Below are 17,015 nucleotides of genomic sequence, written 5' to 3'. Positions count from 1 at the left end.
CGGGTCAACCAACGCGTGCGATCCATTCGAGGTAGAAGAGCCCGACCCCCGCCGCGACGAAGAGCCCGGCGATGATCCAGAAGCGGACGACGACGGTCACCTCGGCCCACCCCTTCAGTTCGAAGTGGTGGTGCAGCGGACTCATCAGGAAGATGCGCTTGCCGTGCGTGATCTTGAAGTACGCCCGCTGCAGGATGACCGAACCGGTGACGATGAAGAACAGGCCACCGATGAGGATGAGCAGGAGCTCGGTGCGGCTGAGGATCGCGAGACCGGCCAGGGCGCCACCGAGGCCGAGCGAACCGGTGTCGCCGAGGAAGATCTGCGCCGGCGAGGTGTTGTACCAGAGGAACCCGATGAGCCCACCGCAGACCGCGGCCGCGACCACGGCGAGGTCGAGCGGGTTCGACACCGTGTAGCAGGCGTGCTCGGTGCTCGCGTCGAGCCGGGCACCGCCGCAGATCTGGTTCGACTGCCAGAAGCCGATGATGACGTACGAGCCGATCGCCAGGATGCTCGACCCGGTGGCCAGGCCGTCGAGCCCGTCGGCCACGTTCACGCCGTTCGACGTGGAGACCGTGAGCAGGACGATCCAGGCGAGGAACAGCACGGTGCCGATGACCGTGCCGAGCGCCATGAAGTCGAGCCACGGCACGTCGCGGATCGCCGAGATCATCGTGGACGCCGGCGGCTTGCCGTTCGACGTCGGCACGACCAGGGCGATCGTGGCGAAGATGACGCCGACGATGACCTGGCCGAGGATCTTCGCCCAGCCGCCGAGCCCGAGGCTCCGCTGGCGCCGGACCTTGAGGAAGTCGTCGATGAAGCCGACGAACCCGAGGCCGACCATCAGGAACAGCACGAGCAGTCCGGACAGCGTGATCGAGTCACGTCCGGCGAGGTGCCCGACGAAGTACCCGATCACCGCACCGATGATGAGCACGATGCCGCCCATGGTCGCGGTGCCGCGCTTGGTGTGGTGCGACTGGGGTCCGTCGTCACGGATGAACTGCCCCCACCCGAGACGGTGGAAGAGCTTGATGAAGAACGGGGTGAGCAGCAACGTGAACACCAGCGACGTGGCGCCGGCGACGAGGAGCGCGATCATTCGGTGACACCTCCGAGGCGGTCGCCGAGGAATCGCAGTTCGGCAGACTTCGAGGACTTGACGAGGACGACGTCGCCGGGGCGGAGCATCTCCTGCATGGCACGGACGGCGTCGTCGACGTCCTCGATGTACACGGACTCGCCGTCCCACGATCCCTCGAGGGTGGCGGCCTGGTGGATCGGCATCGCACCGCGGCCGACGACCACGAGCTGTCCGATGCCGAGCCGGACGACGAGCCGACCGATGCGGTCGTGCTCCTCGACGGAGAACTCCCCGAGCTCGGCCATCTCACCGAGCACGGCGACGGTCCGCTCCCCCGGGCGCACGATCTGCGCCAGGGTCCGCAGCGCCGCCGCGGTGGAGTCGGGCGAGGCGTTGTAGGCGTCGTTGATGACGGTGACGCCCTCGGGGCCGCCCTGGAGCAGCTCCATGCGCCAGCGCTCGGCGCGCGTCATCGACGCGAGCGCCGCGGCGCCGTCGGCGAGCGGGACGCCCCACAGGTGGGCCACGGTGAGCGCGGCGGACGCGTTCATGGCGTGGTGCTCACCCAGGATCGCGAGGCGCACGTCGACGTGATCCGGGCCTCCAGACAGGGTCGCGTCCGTCGGACGGTCACCTTCCGGACGGAGGGGAGGCGCGGTGAGCGTGAAGCGGGTGCCGCTGCGGTCCGTCTCGATGCCGGTGATGCGGTAGTCGGCCTCGGCCGACGTGCCGAAGCCCACCACGTGCGCGGCCGTCAGTTCGCGCATCGACGCGACGCGGTCGTCGTCGACGTTGAGCAGGGCCGTGGCGGTCCGGGGCAGGTCGGTGACCATCTCGGACTTCGCGCGCTGCGTCGCCTCGATGCCGCCGAACTCGCCGGCGTGCGCGAGGCCCACCTTGAGGACGACGCCGACGTCGGGCTCGGCGATCGAGACGAGCTTGGCGATGTGACCGACGCCGCTCGCACCCATCTCGACCACCAGGTACCGCGTGTCGTAGGTGACGCGGAGCATCGAGATCGGGGCGCCGACGTGGTTGTTGAACGAGCCTTCGGGCGCGATGGTCGCGCCGTGCTGCTCGAGGATCGTGCGGAGCATGTTCTTCGTGCTCGTCTTGCCGTTCGAGCCGGTGATGCCGACGACCCGCAGGGGTGCCGGGCGACCGTCGTCGTCGACACGGTCCGCGGTGCTCATCCGGACGCGCGTGACGACCTCGTGTGCGAGCGCGGCGAGGGCCTCGTAGCCGTCCGCGACGACGATCTGCGGCGCGGTGGTGTCGACGCGCTCGGGCGTGATCACCAGGGCGGCACCGGAGTCGACCGCTGCTGGCACGAAACGCCGGCCGTCGGTGACCTCACCGGGCAGGGCGAAGAAGACGCTGCCGGGGCCGACCAGGCGCGAGTCGGTCTCGACCGAGCCATCGACGACCAGGTCGCCCGGCTGGGCGACGTCGGTCGCCTGGGCACCGCCGATGAGCTCGCCGCCGACCGCGGTGGCGATCTCGGCGAGGGTCATGGCGATCATCGGACGTCCTCCGCCGGACCGGAGTTCGGCTCCCAACCGGCCTCGCGCAGGGCCGCACGGGCCTCGTCACGGGCGGAGTACGGTGTGCGCACGCCCTGGATGTCGCGGTAGTCCTGGTGACCGGGACCGGCCCAGAGGATCGAGTCGCCCTCGCCGAGCAGGCTCACCGCGGTGCGGATCGCGGCCTCGGGCGGGCTGACCTCGTGGATCTCGTGGTCGGGGTAGGCAGCACGGGCGGCGTCGACCAGCGTCTTGCGGATCGACGCGGCGTCCTCGAAGCGGGGGTGGTGGTCGGTGACGACGAGGATGTCGCTGCCGGCCGCGGCCACGCGGGCCATGTCGCCGCGCTTCGTCGTGTCGCGGTCGCCGTCGGCGCCGAACAGCATGAGGACCCTGCCTGCGGTGAACTGGCGCACCGCGGCGAGCGTGTTCTCGAAGGCGTCGGCGCTGTGGCCGAAGTCGACGTAGACGCTCGGCCCGTGCTCGCCGGAGACCCGCTCGGTGCGACCGGGCAGGTAGCACTCGATGGCGGAGACCCGGTTCGGCTCGCCGTCGCGATCGGTCGTGTCGTCCTCGTCGGCGTAGCGACGGTGGTTGCTCTCGAGCGCGTGCGCGATGGCACCGAGCTCGAACCCGCCCTCGACCAGCATGACGATCGCGAGTGCCGCGTTCGCCGCCATGTGCCAGCCGATGAGGGGCACACGGGTGGTCAGTTCGCGGCCCTCGGGTCCGGTCAGGCGGAACTCGGTGTAGGCGGCGTGCGCCTCGACGATGTCGACGTGCCACTCGGCCTCGACGTCGGGGTGCACCGTGATGGTGGTGACCGGGATGCGGGAGTCCTGCACCACGCGGTGGCCCCAGTCGGTGTCGAGCGAGACGACGCCGCGACGGGCGTGTTCGGGCTGGAACAGCGGGAGCTTCGCCTGGTAGTACTCCTCCATGTCGGCGTAGTCGTCGAGGTGGTCGTGCGACAGGTTCGTGAAGGCCGCGACGTCGAAGACGATGCCGTCGACGCGGTGGCGGCTCAGGGCCTGGGCACTGACCTCGACGGCGACCGCGCGGACCTCGCTCTCGCGCATCCGGGCGAGGAGTGCGTGCATCTCGCTGGCCTCGGGCGTGGTGAGGCGGCTCGTGACGCTGAGCGAGCCGATGTGGCGCTCGGCGGTCGAGCTCAGACCGGTGACCAGGCCGAGCTGCTTGAGGATGCCCTCGAGGATGTAGGACGTGCTCGTCTTGCCGTTCGTGCCGGTGACGGCGAACAGCTGCGGCAGGTCGGTGGCTTCGTCGGGGTGCGTGCGGTAGACCCACGCCGCGACGTCGCCGAGGGCGGCGCGGGGATCGTCGACCACGAGCACCGGCAGCCCGGAGGGCTCGACCAGTGCGACGCCGTCCTGGTCGGTCAGGACGGCGACGGCACCGCGCTCGGCGGCCTCCGTCGCGAACTGCGCGCCGTGCCGGTTCGCACCGTGCACGCCGACGAACAGGTCACCCGGCTGCACCTCGGTGGCGCTCAGGGTGACCCCGGTGGTCTCGAGGCTGTCGACCGAGCCGACGACACGCAGACCGAACGCGTTCGCGAGTTCGGCGACGGCCCTCGGGGTCGGGTGTTCGGGTCGGAGGACCGGGGGGATCCGTGCGGACAAGTGTTCCTTCTTCCTCACCACGTGGACGGGTAGAGCTTCGCCTCGGACGCGGAGGGGGCTACTCGGTACTTCTCGAGCACCTGGGACATGAGTGTGCGGAACGCCGGAGCCGCTCCGCTGGACCACTTGTTGGTCTGCGGCTTCGTGAACGTCACCGTGACAACATACTGGGGGTCTTCGGCGGGTGCCATTCCGGCCACCGACGTGATGCGCTGACCGCCGTAGCCCTGCGCCCTCTCGGCCACCTCGGCCGTGCCGGTCTTGGCGGCGATGTTGTAGCCGGAGATCGGCTTCATCCCCACCAGTGTGCCGCCCGTGACGACGCTCTGCAGCATGTCGGTGACCTGCGTGGCGGCGGCGGCGGACACGACGCGCTGCTTCTGCACGTCGGGCGCGTCGATCGTCGTGCCGTCGGCCGTGGTGCAGCCCTTGACGAAGTGCAGCGGGATCCGGACACCGTCGTTCGCGATGGTCTGGAACACGCTGGCGACCTGCACGGCGGTCGTCGAGATGCCCTGCCCGAACATCGAGTTGATGTTCGTCTGCTGGTCCCAGTTCGGGCTCGTGCCGTAGTCCATCGCCGGCTGGCCCGGGTAGTCGATCGCGGTCTCCGGCTCGAACAGGCCGAACTTCTTCATGTAGTCGAAGCGCTGCTGCGGCGTCAGTCGCGCACCGAGCTCGGTGATGCCGACGTTCGACGAGTTCTGCAGGATGCCGGTCAGCGTGAGGTTCTCGGTCGGGTGGAACTCGGAGTCGTGGATCGTGCCGCCCCAGGGGAACGTGCGCGAGTACGGCACGACGGCCTGGTCGGTCGGGCTCGACTTGCCCTGGTCGATCAGGGCGGCGGCGATCGCGGCCTTGATCGTGGAACCCGGCTCGTACGAGTCCGTCAGCGCCCGGGAGCCGAAGGCCCCCTTGTCCGTCGTCGCGTCGACGTCGTTCGGGTCCACCGTCGGGTAGTCCGCGACCGCCAGCAGCTCGCCCGTCTTGACACTGGTCACCGTCGCCGTCGCCGACTCGGCCTGCAGGGTCTTGGCGGCGGACGCGATGGTCTGCTGCGCCATGTACTGCAGGTCGCTGTCGATCGTGGTCTGGAGCGTGCCGCCGTCCTTGGCCTTCTTGGTGGTCACGGTGCTGCCGGGCAGCTGCACGCCGTCCTCACCGCGCTCGTACGTCTGCGACCCGTTCGTGCCCGACAGGCACCTGTTGTACGCGTACTCCAGGCCGGCCTGCGCACCGTCGGTCCCCATGAACCCGGTGATGTTGCCCGTCGTCGCCCCCGTCGGGTACACCCGCGAGGCCTGCTGCTCCTTGTAGATCCAGGGGATGCCGAGGTCGGTCACGGCCTCGTAGTGCGACACGTCGAGGCCCTTGACCAGGTACGCGAAGTCGGACTTCGGGTTCGCGGCGATGTTCTTCCGCATGGTCGCGACGTCGCCACCGGAGGCCTTCGCCAGCGCAGTGAGCGCGGTGCCGACGCTGACCTCCTTGATGCGGGTGCCGCCGAGCTTGCCCTTGAAGCCCTTCACCAGGCGCGGGGAGGTCGTGATGTTGTACCGGGTGACGCTGTCGGCGAGTTGGGTGCCCGTACGGTCGACGATCGACCCGCGGGTGCCGTAGATGGTCACGGGGATGCTGCGCTTCTGGGCCGACGCCTTGTTCAGCTCCGACGCCTGCACGACCTGGATGTCGACGAGCCGGACCACGAACACCCCGACGAGGGCGATCACGGCGAGCATCACGATGCTGTATCGCAGGCGTCGGTTGCGGATCGTCTTCGTCACGCGGTGCGGTCCTTCCCGGGCGGTGCTGAGGCTGCGGCGGACCCGCCGGTCACCGGGTGGAGGGCGCCTGGAGCGGGTTCGCGTCGGACTCTACGGACGACTTCGCCGTCCCCTGGTCCGACGCGCTGGCGCCGCTCGTCTTCTCAGACGCGGCGGGGCTGTCGGTGGCTCCCGACGCGCCTGCGCCGGCCGTGCTGCCGGTGCTGCCGGTGCTGCTCGTCTCCTTGCTGGTCGACGTGTCGCCCGGCTTCGTGGCGAGCGGCACGTCGTTCAGCAGGGAGTTCGGCACCTGGTTCTCGGTCGACGCCGTGGCCTCGTCGGGCTTCGCCGGGGTCGGCGTCCCGTACACGCGACCGGTCTTCGGGTCGAGGTACACCGGTGTCGAGTTCGCGATCATGCCGAGCGACTGTGCGTTGCGGGCCAGGTTCTGCGGCGAGTCGAGGACCCGGAGCTCCTCGGACAGCGACTGCTGCGTGCGGGACAGGGCCGTCTGCTCGGCCGACAGCGAGTTGAGCGTGTACGCCCCCTGGCTGAGCACCATGCTGATGCCGAGCTGGGCCAGCAGCAGGATCCCGAGTGCGGCGACGGCCACGACCGCGTACCCGATGCGGGGCCGTGCCCGGCGCTGCGCCGCGGTCGGGGTGACCTCGACCAGCTCGGGGCGGTGCTGACGGTCGGGGCGCGGGGCCCGCGACGGGACGACCGCGGGGTCGACGAGTGCGAGGTTCGTGCTCATGTCAGTTCCGGATCCGCTCGGCCGCGCGCAGACGCACGGGGGTTGCTCGGGGGTTGGCGGCGCGTTCGGCCTCGTCGGCCAGCTCGGCGCCCTTGACGATCAGGGAGAAGGTGGGGGCGTGCTCGGGCAGCTCCACCGGCAGGCCGGCGGGGGCGCTCGACTTCGTGCGCTCCACCAGGGCCCGCTTGACGATGCGGTCCTCGAGGGACTGGTAGGACTCGACGACGATCCGTCCGCCGACCGCGATGGCGTCGAGCGCCGCCGGGATGGCCCGCTCGAGGACGCTGAGTTCGGCGTTCACCTCGATGCGGAGGGCCTGGAAGACCCGCTTGGCCGGGTGCCCCTGGCGCTGGATCGCCACCGGGGTCGCGTCGTGCAGCACCTGGACCAGGTCGCCGGACATCTCGAAGGGCTTGGTCGCCCGTCGCTCCACGATGGACCGGGCGTAGCGGCCGGCGAGCTTCTCCTCGCCGTAGCGCTGGAAGATGCGACGGAGCTCGCCCTCGTCGTAGGTGGCCAGGACGTCGGCGGCGGTCTGCCCCTCGGTCCGGTCCATCCGCATGTCGAGCGGCGCGTCCTGGCTGTAGGCGAACCCGCGCTCGGCGCGGTCGAGCTGCAGCGAGCTCACCCCGAGGTCGAAGAGCACGCCGTCGACCTTCGAGAAGCCCTCGCCCTCGATCGCGTCGACGATGCCGTCGTACACGGTGTGCACCAGACGGACGCGGTCACCGAAGCGGGCCAGGCGCTCGCCCGCGATGCCGAGTGCGTCGGTGTCGCGGTCGAGCCCGATGAGCGTGAGCTCCGGGAACCGCTCGAGCAGCCCTTCGGAGTGGCCGCCCATGCCGAGCGTGGCGTCGACGACGACCTTGCCCGGTCCCTCGAGCGTCGGCGTGAAGAGGTCGACGATGCGCTGGAGCATCACCGGCGTGTGCGGGAAGCGTGGCGTCTCGTTGTCGTTGTCGGCCATGTGCAGCCCCTCGTCTCCTGGGCCGTGGGTCCGGATCCCCATCCATGCGACCTGACACCGGGGAAGTGATGTCAGGGCTTCACGGCTGGGAGTCCCGATCCGCGGATCAGAAGATCCCCGGGATCACCTCCTCGTCGTTGTCGGCGAATGCCTCTTCGGCTTCGGCGTAGTAGGCCTCCCACGCGGGGGTGGACCAGATCTCGGCACGGTCACCGCTGCCGATGACCGTGAGGTCCCGCTCGAGCCCCGCGTACTCACGGAGGTTCTGCGGGATCGTCACGCGGTTCTGCTTGTCGGGCTGTTCGGCGCTGGCCCCCGAGAGGAACAGGCGCATGTAGTCGCGGGTGCGCTTCGACGTCATCGGAGCGGTCCGGATGCGCTCGTGGAGTTCCTCGAACGTCCGGGCGCTGAAGACCACGACGCAGCGTTCCTGGCCGCGGGTCATCACGAGCCCGCCGGACAGTTCGTCCCGGAACTTGGCGGGGAGGATCACGCGACCCTTCTCGTCGAGCTTCGGGGCATGAGTACCGAGCAGCACGTCGGGCCTCCCCTCCGCTCCACCGGACCGTTGCGAGCCCCACTTTACTCCACTCCCCTCCCTCTGCCCAGGTCTACGCTCCCTTTTCGGGCCACGACACCCCTACTGGGGGCGTCTGACGCGGAATGAGTGGCCCGCCTTCGGAGCAAGAAGCCCGGATTCATGCGGTTCGGCGGCACGGGAAGACGCGTGGAGGAAAGTGGAGGACTTTCGCAGCCGATGGAGCGTCCCGGGGCGCGCCGCGGGCTCACGACGCCGAGTGGTCACGAACTGTCACTCGCGCTGGCCCCAGCCGACAGCTCCTGCGCCCTCGGCATCCACCCCGCGGCATGTCGTGACCACTCGCGCACACACCGGCGGCGGTCCACCCCGGCCTGGAGGCCCGTCCCACGTCCGCCGCGGTGCTCACGCGGGCGCACGGCCGGCTCCACCACGCCCGGCCGCCGGTCAGCGCACGGTCAACGACGCGTCGGCGCCGCGACGCCGAGTGGTCAGGAACTGTCGCTCGCGCGGGCCCCGGCCGACAGTTCGTGCGACCTCGCCGTCGACCGCGCGGCATGTCGTGACCACTCGCGCAGGCGCCCCGCCGAGCCCGAGCCCGAGCCCGGCCCCGGAAACACGAAACGGGGCCGACCCGAAGGCCGACCCCGTGGAGGAGTGTGGAGGGAGTCCTGCTGACCCCCGTCAGCTACTGACTCTGGTCGTTGCGCTTGTCCCAGCGCTCGTTCAACCGGTCCATGAAGGAGCCGTTGCCGCTGCCACCGCCGGTGGACGGACGCGCCGACCCACCGGAAGCGGGTCGCCCCGGTCGCGCGGGCTTCGCCTTCGGGGCACGCATGCCCGGGCGCAGCGCGAACAGGACACCGGCGAGCATCACGACGAAGCCGAGGATGCCCAGCAGCGGCGCCTTCATGACCAGGCCGACGATGACGATGGCGACCCCGGCGAGAGCGCCGAGGACCCCGAGCGTGATGGCTGTGTACGTCGGACGACCCTGTCGACGTGTGACACGAGCCACGAAATCGGAATCGTTCTGGTAGAGGCTGCGCTCCATCTCTTCGAGAAGGCGCTGCTCCTGTTCCGAGAGCGGCATCTTGGTTCCCTCTGTTCCTGGGATCGACGCGGGGTTGAAAAACGCGGGTTGAGTGGACCGATTCTATGCCTCGACCACTCCACTAGGGTAGGGATCGTGGCTGAGAGTACGCGATTAGTGGACCTCGTATCGGCGCGTATCGACCGGGCACTCGACGAGCAGCGTGAACGGCTCCTCGCGATCAGCCCGGACCTCGCGCCGTTCGACCGGTACGCCCGAGACCTGTTGTCCGGCGGCAAGCGCTTCCGTGCCCTGTTCTGCTACTGGGGATGGCAGTCGGTGGCGGGCCGTTCGGGCTCGTTCGACCCGCTGGCCGAAGGGTCCAGGCAGACCACCGCCGAGGCGATCGTCACGGTCGCCGCCGCGCTCGAGGTCTTCCACGCCGCCGCCCTGGTGCACGACGACATCATGGACCGCTCGGACACCCGCCGCGGGCGCCCCGCAGCGCACCGCCGCTTCGAGTCCCTGCACGAGGAGTCCGGCTTCGTCGGCGACCGCGGACAGTACGGCACGAACTCCGCCCTGCTCCTCGGCGACCTCCTGCTCTCGCTCAGCGACGCGGTCTTCGACGAGGGCCTCGCGCTCCTCGACCCGGTGCGGGCCCGCATCGTCCGCCAGGAGTTCCACGCCATGCGCCTCGACGTCACCGCGGGCCAGTACCTCGACGTGCACGAGGAGACCGCCTGGCCGGTCATCGACGAGTCCGAGCACCTGCTCCGCGCCCAGCGCGTCATCGTCTTCAAGTCGGCGAAGTACTCGATCGAGGCGCCGCTCGTCATCGGCGCCCTCGTCGCCGGTGCGAGCGACTCCCAGCTCGAGGGCCTCCGCGCCTTCGGACTCCCCCTCGGCGTGGCGTACCAGCTCCGCGACGACATGCTCGGCGTGTTCGGCGACCCCGAGGTCACCGGCAAGCCCGCCGGCGACGACCTGCGCGAGGGCAAGCGCACCGTCCTCATCGCCTCGGCGCGCAAGACGCTGGCGAGCGGCCCGCGGCAGCTGCTGGACGAACTCCTCGGCGACCCGGACCTCGACGAGGAGCAGGTGCAGATGCTCCGCGCGACCCTGACCGAGTCCGGTGCCGTGGCCGCCGTGGAACGGTCGATCGAACGGCACGTGCAGCGCGCCAAGGCCGCGCTCGACGCCTCGCCGCTGACGCCGTCGGCACGCGAGCAGCTCGCGTCGCTGGCGGACACGGTCAGCAGCCGCTCCGCCTAGACGCGACCCCAGGACGGACCGGAGGCTCCTGGCGACACCGCCACGGGCCTCCCGTCCGTCCGGAACGTGTCTAGAGCAGCGACTGGGCGATGCGACGCACCTCGGCCTTGCGACCGGCGCGCAGCGCCGCGATCGGCGTGGTGCCCATCGCGTCGTCGACGGTGAGCATCCAGCGCACCGCCTCGTCGTCGGTGAAGCCGTTGTCGCCGAGCACGATGAGCGTGCCGCGGAGTTCGGGCATCGGCTCCCCGTCCTCCAGGAACTCGACCGGCACCCGCAGGACACCGCCGACGCGGGCTGCGAGCAGGGTCTTCTGCTCGAAGAGTCGGTGGATCCGTCCGGGGCTCGTGCTGAACATGTCCACCAGCTCGGGGACGGTCAGCCAGCGTTCGGAGAGGGTCAGGTCGTCGGCGGGTGCGGCACTCACACGCCCATGGTGCCAGAGTGACCGCCTGGTTGAATCCGCACCGTTCGTCACATTCGTCACATCCATCACATCTGACTCTCTGGTTGACTTGGGAATCAGGCCATGCCAGCGTTGTGGCACCTGTGAGTGCGCGCCTGCGCGCGCACGGCTCAGTCGAGATCAGGAGAAACCCGTGGACCACGCTGCAGACGAAGTCGCCCGGCGCGCACGATCCGCCCGGTTCGCCACCATGCCCATCGTCCTCGCCGGCACGATCGCGGTGACCGCCGGCCTCACCGGCCCGGTCGCGCACGCGGAGCCGCGCCACGACGACGCCGACGCGAACAACAAGCGCCACGTCGACCAGGACCGCGTCGTCACCGACCGCCCGGTGTTCGGCACCGCCGTAGCACGGCCGTCGCAGACCGTCGTGAAGACGGTCTCCGCCACCACGAAGGCCCCCACGACCTACACCGTCCATCACGGCGACACGGTCTCGGGCATCGCCGCCCGCTTCGGTCTGTCGGCGCAGGAGATCCTCGTGCGCAACGGCCTCGGATGGAACACGATCATCCACCCCGGTCAGACGCTGCACCTCGCGTCCACCCCCGCCGTCACCACCGCCGCGGTGCGGACGTCCACGTCGACGACCGACTCCGGCTCGGCCACGTCGAGCTACCACGTGAAGCAGGGCGACACGGTCTCCGGCATCGCGTCCCGCGTCGGCGTGTCGACGACGGCGCTCCTCAGCGCCAACAAGCTGTCCCAGCGCAGCGTCATCTACCCGGGCCAGACCCTCCGGGTGCCGCACGGTTCGTCCTCGTCGACGGCCTCGGTGTCCACCGCGTCCGCCCCGTCGACGAAGTCGAGCGTGAAGATCAGCGCCGGCGACACCGTCGCGTCGATCGCCGCTGCGCACCACGTCTCGGTCCGGTCGCTCCTGTCGGCCAACGGCCTGTCGTACACGAGCACCATCTACGCCGGCAAGACACTCGTCATCCCGTCGTCGTCCACGGCCGCTCCCGCGGTGTCGACCAGCGCCCACGTCAGCGGCGCCGTCGGGCTCAGCGCCGAACAGCGCCAGAACGCCGCGACGATCGTCGCCGTCGGCCGTTCGCTCGGGGTGCCCGACCGCGGCATCGTCGTCGCCCTCGCGGCCGCGATGCAGGAGTCGAGCCTCCGCAACCTGGCGCACGGCGACCGTGACTCGGTCGGGCTGTTCCAGCAGCGTCCGAGCCAGGGCTGGGGCAGTGCCGCGAAGCTGCAGGACCCGGCGCACGCCACCGCGCTGTTCTTCGGCGGACGGAACAACCCGAACGCCGGCACGACCCGCGGGCTGCTCGACGTGCCCGGCTGGTCGTCGATGAGCATCACCGACGCGGCCCAGGCCGTGCAGCTCTCCGCCTACCCGAAGGCCTACGCCAACTGGGCGAGCGCCGCCGAGGGCTGGCTGGCGACCCTCTGAGTCTCATCCGGAAGATCGAGATTGGGTCACGGCCGGTGCGCCGGTGCGTCCTCGCGCAGTCTCGATTCGTAGAATGCCGCCGATGACCACCAACGCCGCCACGGATCCGATGATCGGTCGCATGATCGATCAGCGGTACCGCGTCCGCTCCCGCATCGCGCGCGGGGGCATGGCGACCGTCTACCTCGCGACCGACGTGCGCCTCGAGCGACGCGTCGCGATCAAGATCATGCACGGGCACCTGGCCGACGATCAGGCCTTCCGTGAGCGCTTCATCCAGGAGGCCCGGTCGGCGGCCCGACTGTCGCACCCGAACCTCGTCGGCGTGTACGACCAGGGCGCCGAGGGCGAGACCGCGTACATCGTCATGGAGTACATCCCCGGCATCACGCTGCGGGACCTGCTGCAGGAGCACCACGCCCTGACGCCCGAGCAGGCGACGGACATCCTGCGCGCTGTGCTGGCGGGGCTCGCCTCGGCCCACCGCGCCGGCATCGTGCACCGCGACCTGAAGCCCGAGAACGTCCTGCTCGCCGACGACGGCCGCATCAAGCTCGGCGACTTCGGCCTGGCCCGGGCCACGACCGCGAACACGGCGACGGGCGCGGCGCTCCTCGGCACGATCGCGTACCTCTCCCCCGAGCTCGTGACCCGCGGCGCCGCCGACTCCCGCAGCGACATCTACGCGCTCGGCATCATGCTGTACGAGATGCTCACCGGCGAGCAGCCCTACAAGGGCGAGCAGCCGATGCAGATCGCCTACCAGCACGCGAACGACTCCGTGCCCGCGCCGAGTGCCGCCGTCGCCGGGGTGCCGCCGGAGCTCGACGAGCTGGTCGCCTGGTCGACGGCACGCGACCCCGAGGACCGCCCACGCGACGCCCGCGAGATGCTCGACCACATGTCGGGCGACCAGCAGCGTGCGACCGGCCAGTACCGCACCGCAGTGCTCCGGCCCGAGAACGGGACGGCGATCCTGCCCTCGGGTGGCGGGGGCACGCTCGGCGCCGCAGCGGCCGCGGCGACGGCCGGAGCCGCAGGGGCCACTGCCGCCGACGAGACCGCCATCATCGACCGGTCCGGTGACCGCGACACCGGCGACCGCGGGCGGGCCCCCGCGCGTCCCCGCGGCAACGCCCCCGGTCCCCGCCGGACCGGTGCCCAGCCGGGCGTGCTCTCCCCCGCCGGACAGCGGCTCGCCGACCAGTCGGCGAAGCGCCGGAAGCGCGGCTGGGTCCTGCTGTCCGTGGTCGTCGTGCTCGCGTTGATCGGTGCCGGCTTCGGCTGGTACTTCGGCCCCGGGCCGGGTGGCAACGTGCGGATCCCGGAAGTCACGGGCAAGTCGGTCTCGCAGGCCCGGCAGCTGCTCGAAGCACAGGGCCTGCAGGCGGCGTCGAAGACCGGAACCCGGTTCGACGCCGTCGTCGCGAAGGGACAGGTCTCCACGACGAAGCCGGCCGCCGAGCGCGAGGTCCAGAAGGGCACGTCGGTGCAGATCGTCGTGTCGAACGGCCCGCGGATGATCCCGCTGCCGGCGATCGTCGGGCAGCCGCTCTCCACCGTGACGGCCGCGCTCGACGACGACTTCGAGCTGCAGGACGACCGGTACGAGTTCTCCGCCGACGCTCCGAAGGACACCGTGATCGCGGCGACCGGTCGGGCCCCGGGCGGCAAGGCGCTCGACCTGACGACCGTGCAGGCGTACGGCGAGACCGGGCAGGTCACCCTGACGGTGTCGCTCGGCCCGGTGCCGGACGTGGTCGGGAAGACCGTCGACGAGGCCTCCGCGGCGCTCGACGAGGCCGGACTGATCCTCGGTGCCCGCACCGAGGAGTTCAGCGAGACCGTCCCCGCCGGCCAGGTCATCTCCGCGGCCGTGCAGGACTCCCCGGCCGTCCGTGGCACCGCGGTGGACGTCGTCGTGTCGAAGGGCCCGGCGCCGATCACGCTGCCGGACATCGCTGCCGATCGCCCCACGATCAACGAGGCGACGAAGACCCTCGAGGACCTCGGGCTCAAGGTCGCCGTGCCGGACTGCACCAACATCCTGTGCGGCTTCTACGACTGGAAGTCGACGCTGCCGGTCACCGGCACCGACCCGGGCGCCGGTGCCACGGTGTACCGCGGCGACACGGTCACCCTGTCCTACGACCAGTAGGGGCCCGGGCGCGTTTCGCGCCCAGCGACAGTTCACGCGCCGTCGGGCGCGAGGAGTGTCGCTCACCCCGAAACGCGGGTGCGGTCCGGAACGTGCGGACACGACGGACGGGAGGCCCGGTGCCAGCTGGCACCGGGCCTCCCGTCCCGGGGTTCCCGCGCTACGAGCGGTCGGGCTGGTGCGCGCCGAGTTCCTCGGCCACCAGGAAGGCGAGCTCGAGGGACTGCATGTGGTTGAGGCGCGGGTCGCACAGCGACTCGTAGCGGGTGGCGAGGGTGGCCTCGTCGATGTGCTCCGAGCCGCCGAGGCACTCGGTGACGTCGTCACCGGTCAGCTCGACGTGCATGCCACCCGGGTACGTGCCGACCTGGCGGTGCGCCTCGAAGAAGCCGAGGACCTCGTCCACGACGTCGTCGAACCGACGGGTCTTGTAGCCCGTCGGCGTGGTCAGGCCGTTGCCGTGCATGGGGTCGGTGACCCACAGCGGGTTGGCGTCCATGCCCTTGATCGCCTCGAGCAGCTTGGGCAGCTCGTCGCGGATCTTGCCGGCACCCATGCGCGTGATGAAGGTCAGGCGACCCGGTTCACGGTTCGGGTCGAGCTTGTCGACCAGTGCCTTCATGTCGTCGACGCTGGTCGTCGGGCCGAGCTTCACGCCGATGGGGTTGCGCACCCGCGACAGGAAGTCCACGTGTGCACCGTCGAGGTCACGCGTGCGCTCACCGATCCAGATGAAGTGGCCGGACGTGTCGTACGCCAGGCCGGAGCGGGAGTCGATGCGGGTCATCGGGCGCTCGTAGTCCATCAGCAGCCCCTCGTGTGAGGCGTAGAACTCGACGTGCTTGAGCGCCTCGAAGTCGGCACCGCAGGCGGCCATGAAGCGGATCGCTCGGTCGATCTCCTTGGCGAGGTGCTCGTAGCGGGCGTTCGCCGGGTTCGACGCGAAGCCCTTGTTCCACGAGTGCACCTGCCGCAGGTCGGCGAAGCCCCCCTGGGTGAAGGCGCGGACGAGGTTCAGCGTCGAAGCGGCCGTGTGGTACCCCTGCACCAGGCGGCGCGGGTCGGCCGTCCGGCTCTCCGGCGTGAAGTCGTAGCCGTTGACGATGTCGCCGCGGTAGGCGGGCAGCGTGACGTCGCCGCGGGTCTCGAAGTCGCTCGAGCGGGGCTTGGCGAACTGCCCGGCCATGCGCCCCATCTTGATGACGGGCATCGAGGCGCCGTAGGTCAGCACGACGGCCATCTGCAGGATCGTCTTGACCCGGTCGCGGATGGAGTCGGCGGTGGCACCGGCGAAGGTCTCGGCGCAGTCACCGCCCTGCAGCAGGAAGGCCTTGCCCTGGGCGGCCGCGGCGAGCCGCTCGCGCAGCTTGTCGACCTCGCCCGCGAACACGAGCGGCGGGAGCGTGGCGATCTCGGCCGAGGCGGCCTCGGCAGCTGCGGCGTCCGGCCAGGTCGGCTGCTGCTTGATCGGGAGCGTCCGCCAATAGTCGAGCCCCTCGATGACGTCCGGATCCTGCAGGGCGACGAAGTCGGTCGACTCGAACAAGGGCGTTACCTCGGTGTTCTGTGCGGGCGGCCCGGCGACGCTGACCGGCACGTGGCCGCGCGTCGTCGATGGGCGTCCTGGCGGGGTGCCGGGACCATCAGAGCCTAACGTGCAGGCGTCGACTTCCGTTCCCGCATGACGGCCTCGCGCGCGGAGCTCGCCCGCTCCTTCACGCTGGTCGCGTAGACGTCCACGTACTCCTGGCGGCTCAGCCCGGCGAGCTCGTGCATGACCTCGTCCGTGACGCTGCGGAGGATGAAGCGGTCGGTCTCGAAGCCCTGGAACCGCGAGAAGTCGAGCGGCTTGCCGAACACGACGCCCACGCGCTTGATCTTCGGGAAGCGCTGCCCGATCTGCTGCACCTCGCGCGTGCCGACCATTGCGACGGGGACGACGAGCACGCGCCCCTCGAGGATCATCCGGGCGATGCCGGTGCGGCCGCGGTAGAGCTTGCCGTCGGGGCTGCGGGTGCCCTCGGGGTAGATGCCGAGCTGCTCGCCGCGCGCCAGGACCTGCAGGCCGGTGCGGAGTGACGCCTCGGACGCCTTGCCGCCGGAGCGGTCGATCGGCAGCTGGCCGATGGCGTTGAAGAACGTCTTCGTCGCCCAGCCCTTCAGTCCGCGACCCGTGAAGTAGTCACTCTTCGCCAGGAACGACAGGCGACGGTCGAGCACCGCCGGCAGGATCACCGAGTCGATGAACGAGATGTGGTTCGACGCGAAGATGACCGGCCCCTTGGCCGGCACGTGCTCGCGGCCGACGACCCAGGGCCGGAACAGGGTCAGGATGAGCGGACCGAGCACGAAGTTCTTCAGCAGCCAGTAGGTCATCGACGACTCCAGGTGGTGGGT

The 17,015-nt window shown here is 70.4% G+C and carries 14 protein-coding genes; 3 read left to right on the top strand and 11 right to left on the bottom strand.

All coding sequences use genetic code 11. The features are described from left to right. Positions 1-4: 4 nt before the first annotated feature. The 8 genes from mraY to KK087_RS14795 all read right to left on the bottom strand — a co-directional run bounded on the left by mraY (position 5) and on the right by KK087_RS14795 (position 9,374). On the bottom strand, positions 5-1,108 hold the full coding sequence (mraY, locus tag KK087_RS14830) for a phospho-N-acetylmuramoyl-pentapeptide-transferase (protein ID WP_214530820.1): 1,104 nt from the start codon (positions 1,106-1,108) through the stop codon (positions 5-7). After that, entirely contained in the window at positions 1,105-2,613 is a 1,509-nt protein-coding gene (locus tag KK087_RS14825; protein WP_214566331.1) for a UDP-N-acetylmuramoyl-tripeptide--D-alanyl-D-alanine ligase, read from the bottom strand. The genes mraY and KK087_RS14825 overlap by 4 nt, the downstream gene beginning before the upstream one ends. Beyond that, positions 2,610-4,256: a Mur ligase family protein gene (locus KK087_RS14820; RefSeq protein ID WP_214530817.1), complete on the bottom strand. Its 1,647-nt coding sequence runs from the start codon at positions 4,254-4,256 to the stop codon at positions 2,610-2,612. Before KK087_RS14820 ends, KK087_RS14825 begins: the two co-directional genes overlap by 4 nt. A 14-nt stretch (positions 4,257-4,270) precedes the next feature. Continuing rightward, on the bottom strand, positions 4,271-6,040 hold the full coding sequence (locus tag KK087_RS14815) for a peptidoglycan D,D-transpeptidase FtsI family protein (RefSeq protein ID WP_214566329.1): 1,770 nt from the start codon (positions 6,038-6,040) through the stop codon (positions 4,271-4,273). A 49-nt stretch (positions 6,041-6,089) separates the two neighbouring features. Then, positions 6,090-6,776: a cell division protein FtsL gene (gene ftsL, locus KK087_RS14810; RefSeq protein ID WP_214566323.1), complete on the bottom strand. Its 687-nt coding sequence runs from the start codon at positions 6,774-6,776 to the stop codon at positions 6,090-6,092. A gap of 1 nt (position 6,777) precedes the next feature. Further along, a complete protein-coding gene (gene rsmH, locus KK087_RS14805) occupies positions 6,778-7,743 on the bottom strand; it encodes a 16S rRNA (cytosine(1402)-N(4))-methyltransferase RsmH (RefSeq protein WP_214566321.1) in 966 nt (321 codons plus the stop codon). A gap of 106 nt (positions 7,744-7,849) precedes the next feature. Beyond that, positions 7,850-8,281, bottom strand: a complete 432-nt coding sequence (gene mraZ / locus KK087_RS14800; RefSeq protein WP_017886616.1) for a division/cell wall cluster transcriptional repressor MraZ — start codon at positions 8,279-8,281, stop codon at positions 7,850-7,852. A gap of 688 nt (positions 8,282-8,969) precedes the next feature. Next, positions 8,970-9,374, bottom strand: coding sequence for an SCO2097 family morphological protein (locus tag KK087_RS14795; RefSeq protein ID WP_214530809.1), 405 nt, complete (start codon positions 9,372-9,374; stop codon positions 8,970-8,972). Between the two features lie 96 nt (positions 9,375-9,470). On the opposite strand from KK087_RS14795, the gene KK087_RS14790 reads away from it, so the two are divergent. Further along, positions 9,471-10,589 carry a polyprenyl synthetase family protein gene (locus KK087_RS14790; RefSeq protein ID WP_214530807.1) on the top strand — a complete coding sequence of 373 codons (1,119 nt, stop codon included), beginning with the start codon at positions 9,471-9,473 and terminating at the stop codon, positions 10,587-10,589. 70 nt (positions 10,590-10,659) lie between these two features. Here KK087_RS14790 and KK087_RS14785 read toward each other — a convergent pair whose 3' ends face one another. Continuing rightward, positions 10,660-11,016 (bottom strand): Rv2175c family DNA-binding protein, encoded by a 357-nt coding sequence (locus KK087_RS14785; RefSeq protein WP_214544932.1) that lies wholly within the window; start codon positions 11,014-11,016, stop codon positions 10,660-10,662. Positions 11,017-11,188: 172 nt separating this feature from the next. Here KK087_RS14785 and KK087_RS14780 point away from each other — a divergent pair, with 172 nt between their 5' ends. Beyond that, positions 11,189-12,460: a LysM peptidoglycan-binding domain-containing protein gene (locus KK087_RS14780; RefSeq protein WP_307860086.1), complete on the top strand. Its 1,272-nt coding sequence runs from the start codon at positions 11,189-11,191 to the stop codon at positions 12,458-12,460. 82 nt (positions 12,461-12,542) lie between these two features. Further along, on the top strand, positions 12,543-14,618 hold the full coding sequence (gene pknB, locus KK087_RS14775) for a Stk1 family PASTA domain-containing Ser/Thr kinase (RefSeq protein WP_214566319.1): 2,076 nt from the start codon (positions 12,543-12,545) through the stop codon (positions 14,616-14,618). 160 nt (positions 14,619-14,778) lie between these two features. Here the strand turns inward: pknB and KK087_RS14770 are convergent, their stop codons facing one another. Then, entirely contained in the window at positions 14,779-16,164 is a 1,386-nt protein-coding gene (locus KK087_RS14770) for a class II 3-deoxy-7-phosphoheptulonate synthase (RefSeq protein WP_214530801.1), read from the bottom strand. A gap of 104 nt (positions 16,165-16,268) precedes the next feature. Beyond that, on the bottom strand, positions 16,269-16,994 hold the full coding sequence (locus tag KK087_RS14765; protein WP_027465236.1) for a lysophospholipid acyltransferase family protein: 726 nt from the start codon (positions 16,992-16,994) through the stop codon (positions 16,269-16,271). Positions 16,995-17,015: the final 21 nt, after the last annotated feature.

It is taken from the genome of Curtobacterium aurantiacum, from assembly GCF_018598555.1.
GTDB lineage: Bacteria > Actinomycetota > Actinomycetes > Actinomycetales > Microbacteriaceae > Curtobacterium > Curtobacterium aurantiacum.
Note: the sequence above shows the minus strand (reverse complement) of the source record. Positions and strands in the feature narration are given on the sequence as shown.

Bases quoted from the DNA above. Each gene is read 5' to 3' on its own strand.
- mraY (WP_214530820.1), bottom strand. From the start codon at position 1,108: ATGATCGCGCTCCTCGTCGCCGGCGCCACGTCGCTGGTGTTCACGTTG.
- KK087_RS14825 (WP_214566331.1), bottom strand. From the start codon at position 2,613: ATGATCGCCATGACCCTCGCCGAGATCGCCACCGCGGTCGGCGGCGAG.
- ftsL (WP_214566323.1), bottom strand. From the start codon at position 6,776: ATGAGCACGAACCTCGCACTCGTCGACCCCGCGGTCGTCCCGTCGCGG.
- rsmH (WP_214566321.1), bottom strand. From the start codon at position 7,743: ATGGCCGACAACGACAACGAGACGCCACGCTTCCCGCACACGCCGGTG.
- KK087_RS14795 (WP_214530809.1), bottom strand. From the start codon at position 9,374: ATGCCGCTCTCGGAACAGGAGCAGCGCCTTCTCGAAGAGATGGAGCGC.
- pknB (WP_214566319.1), top strand. From the start codon at position 12,543: ATGACCACCAACGCCGCCACGGATCCGATGATCGGTCGCATGATCGAT.
- KK087_RS14765 (WP_027465236.1), bottom strand. From the start codon at position 16,994: ATGACCTACTGGCTGCTGAAGAACTTCGTGCTCGGTCCGCTCATCCTG.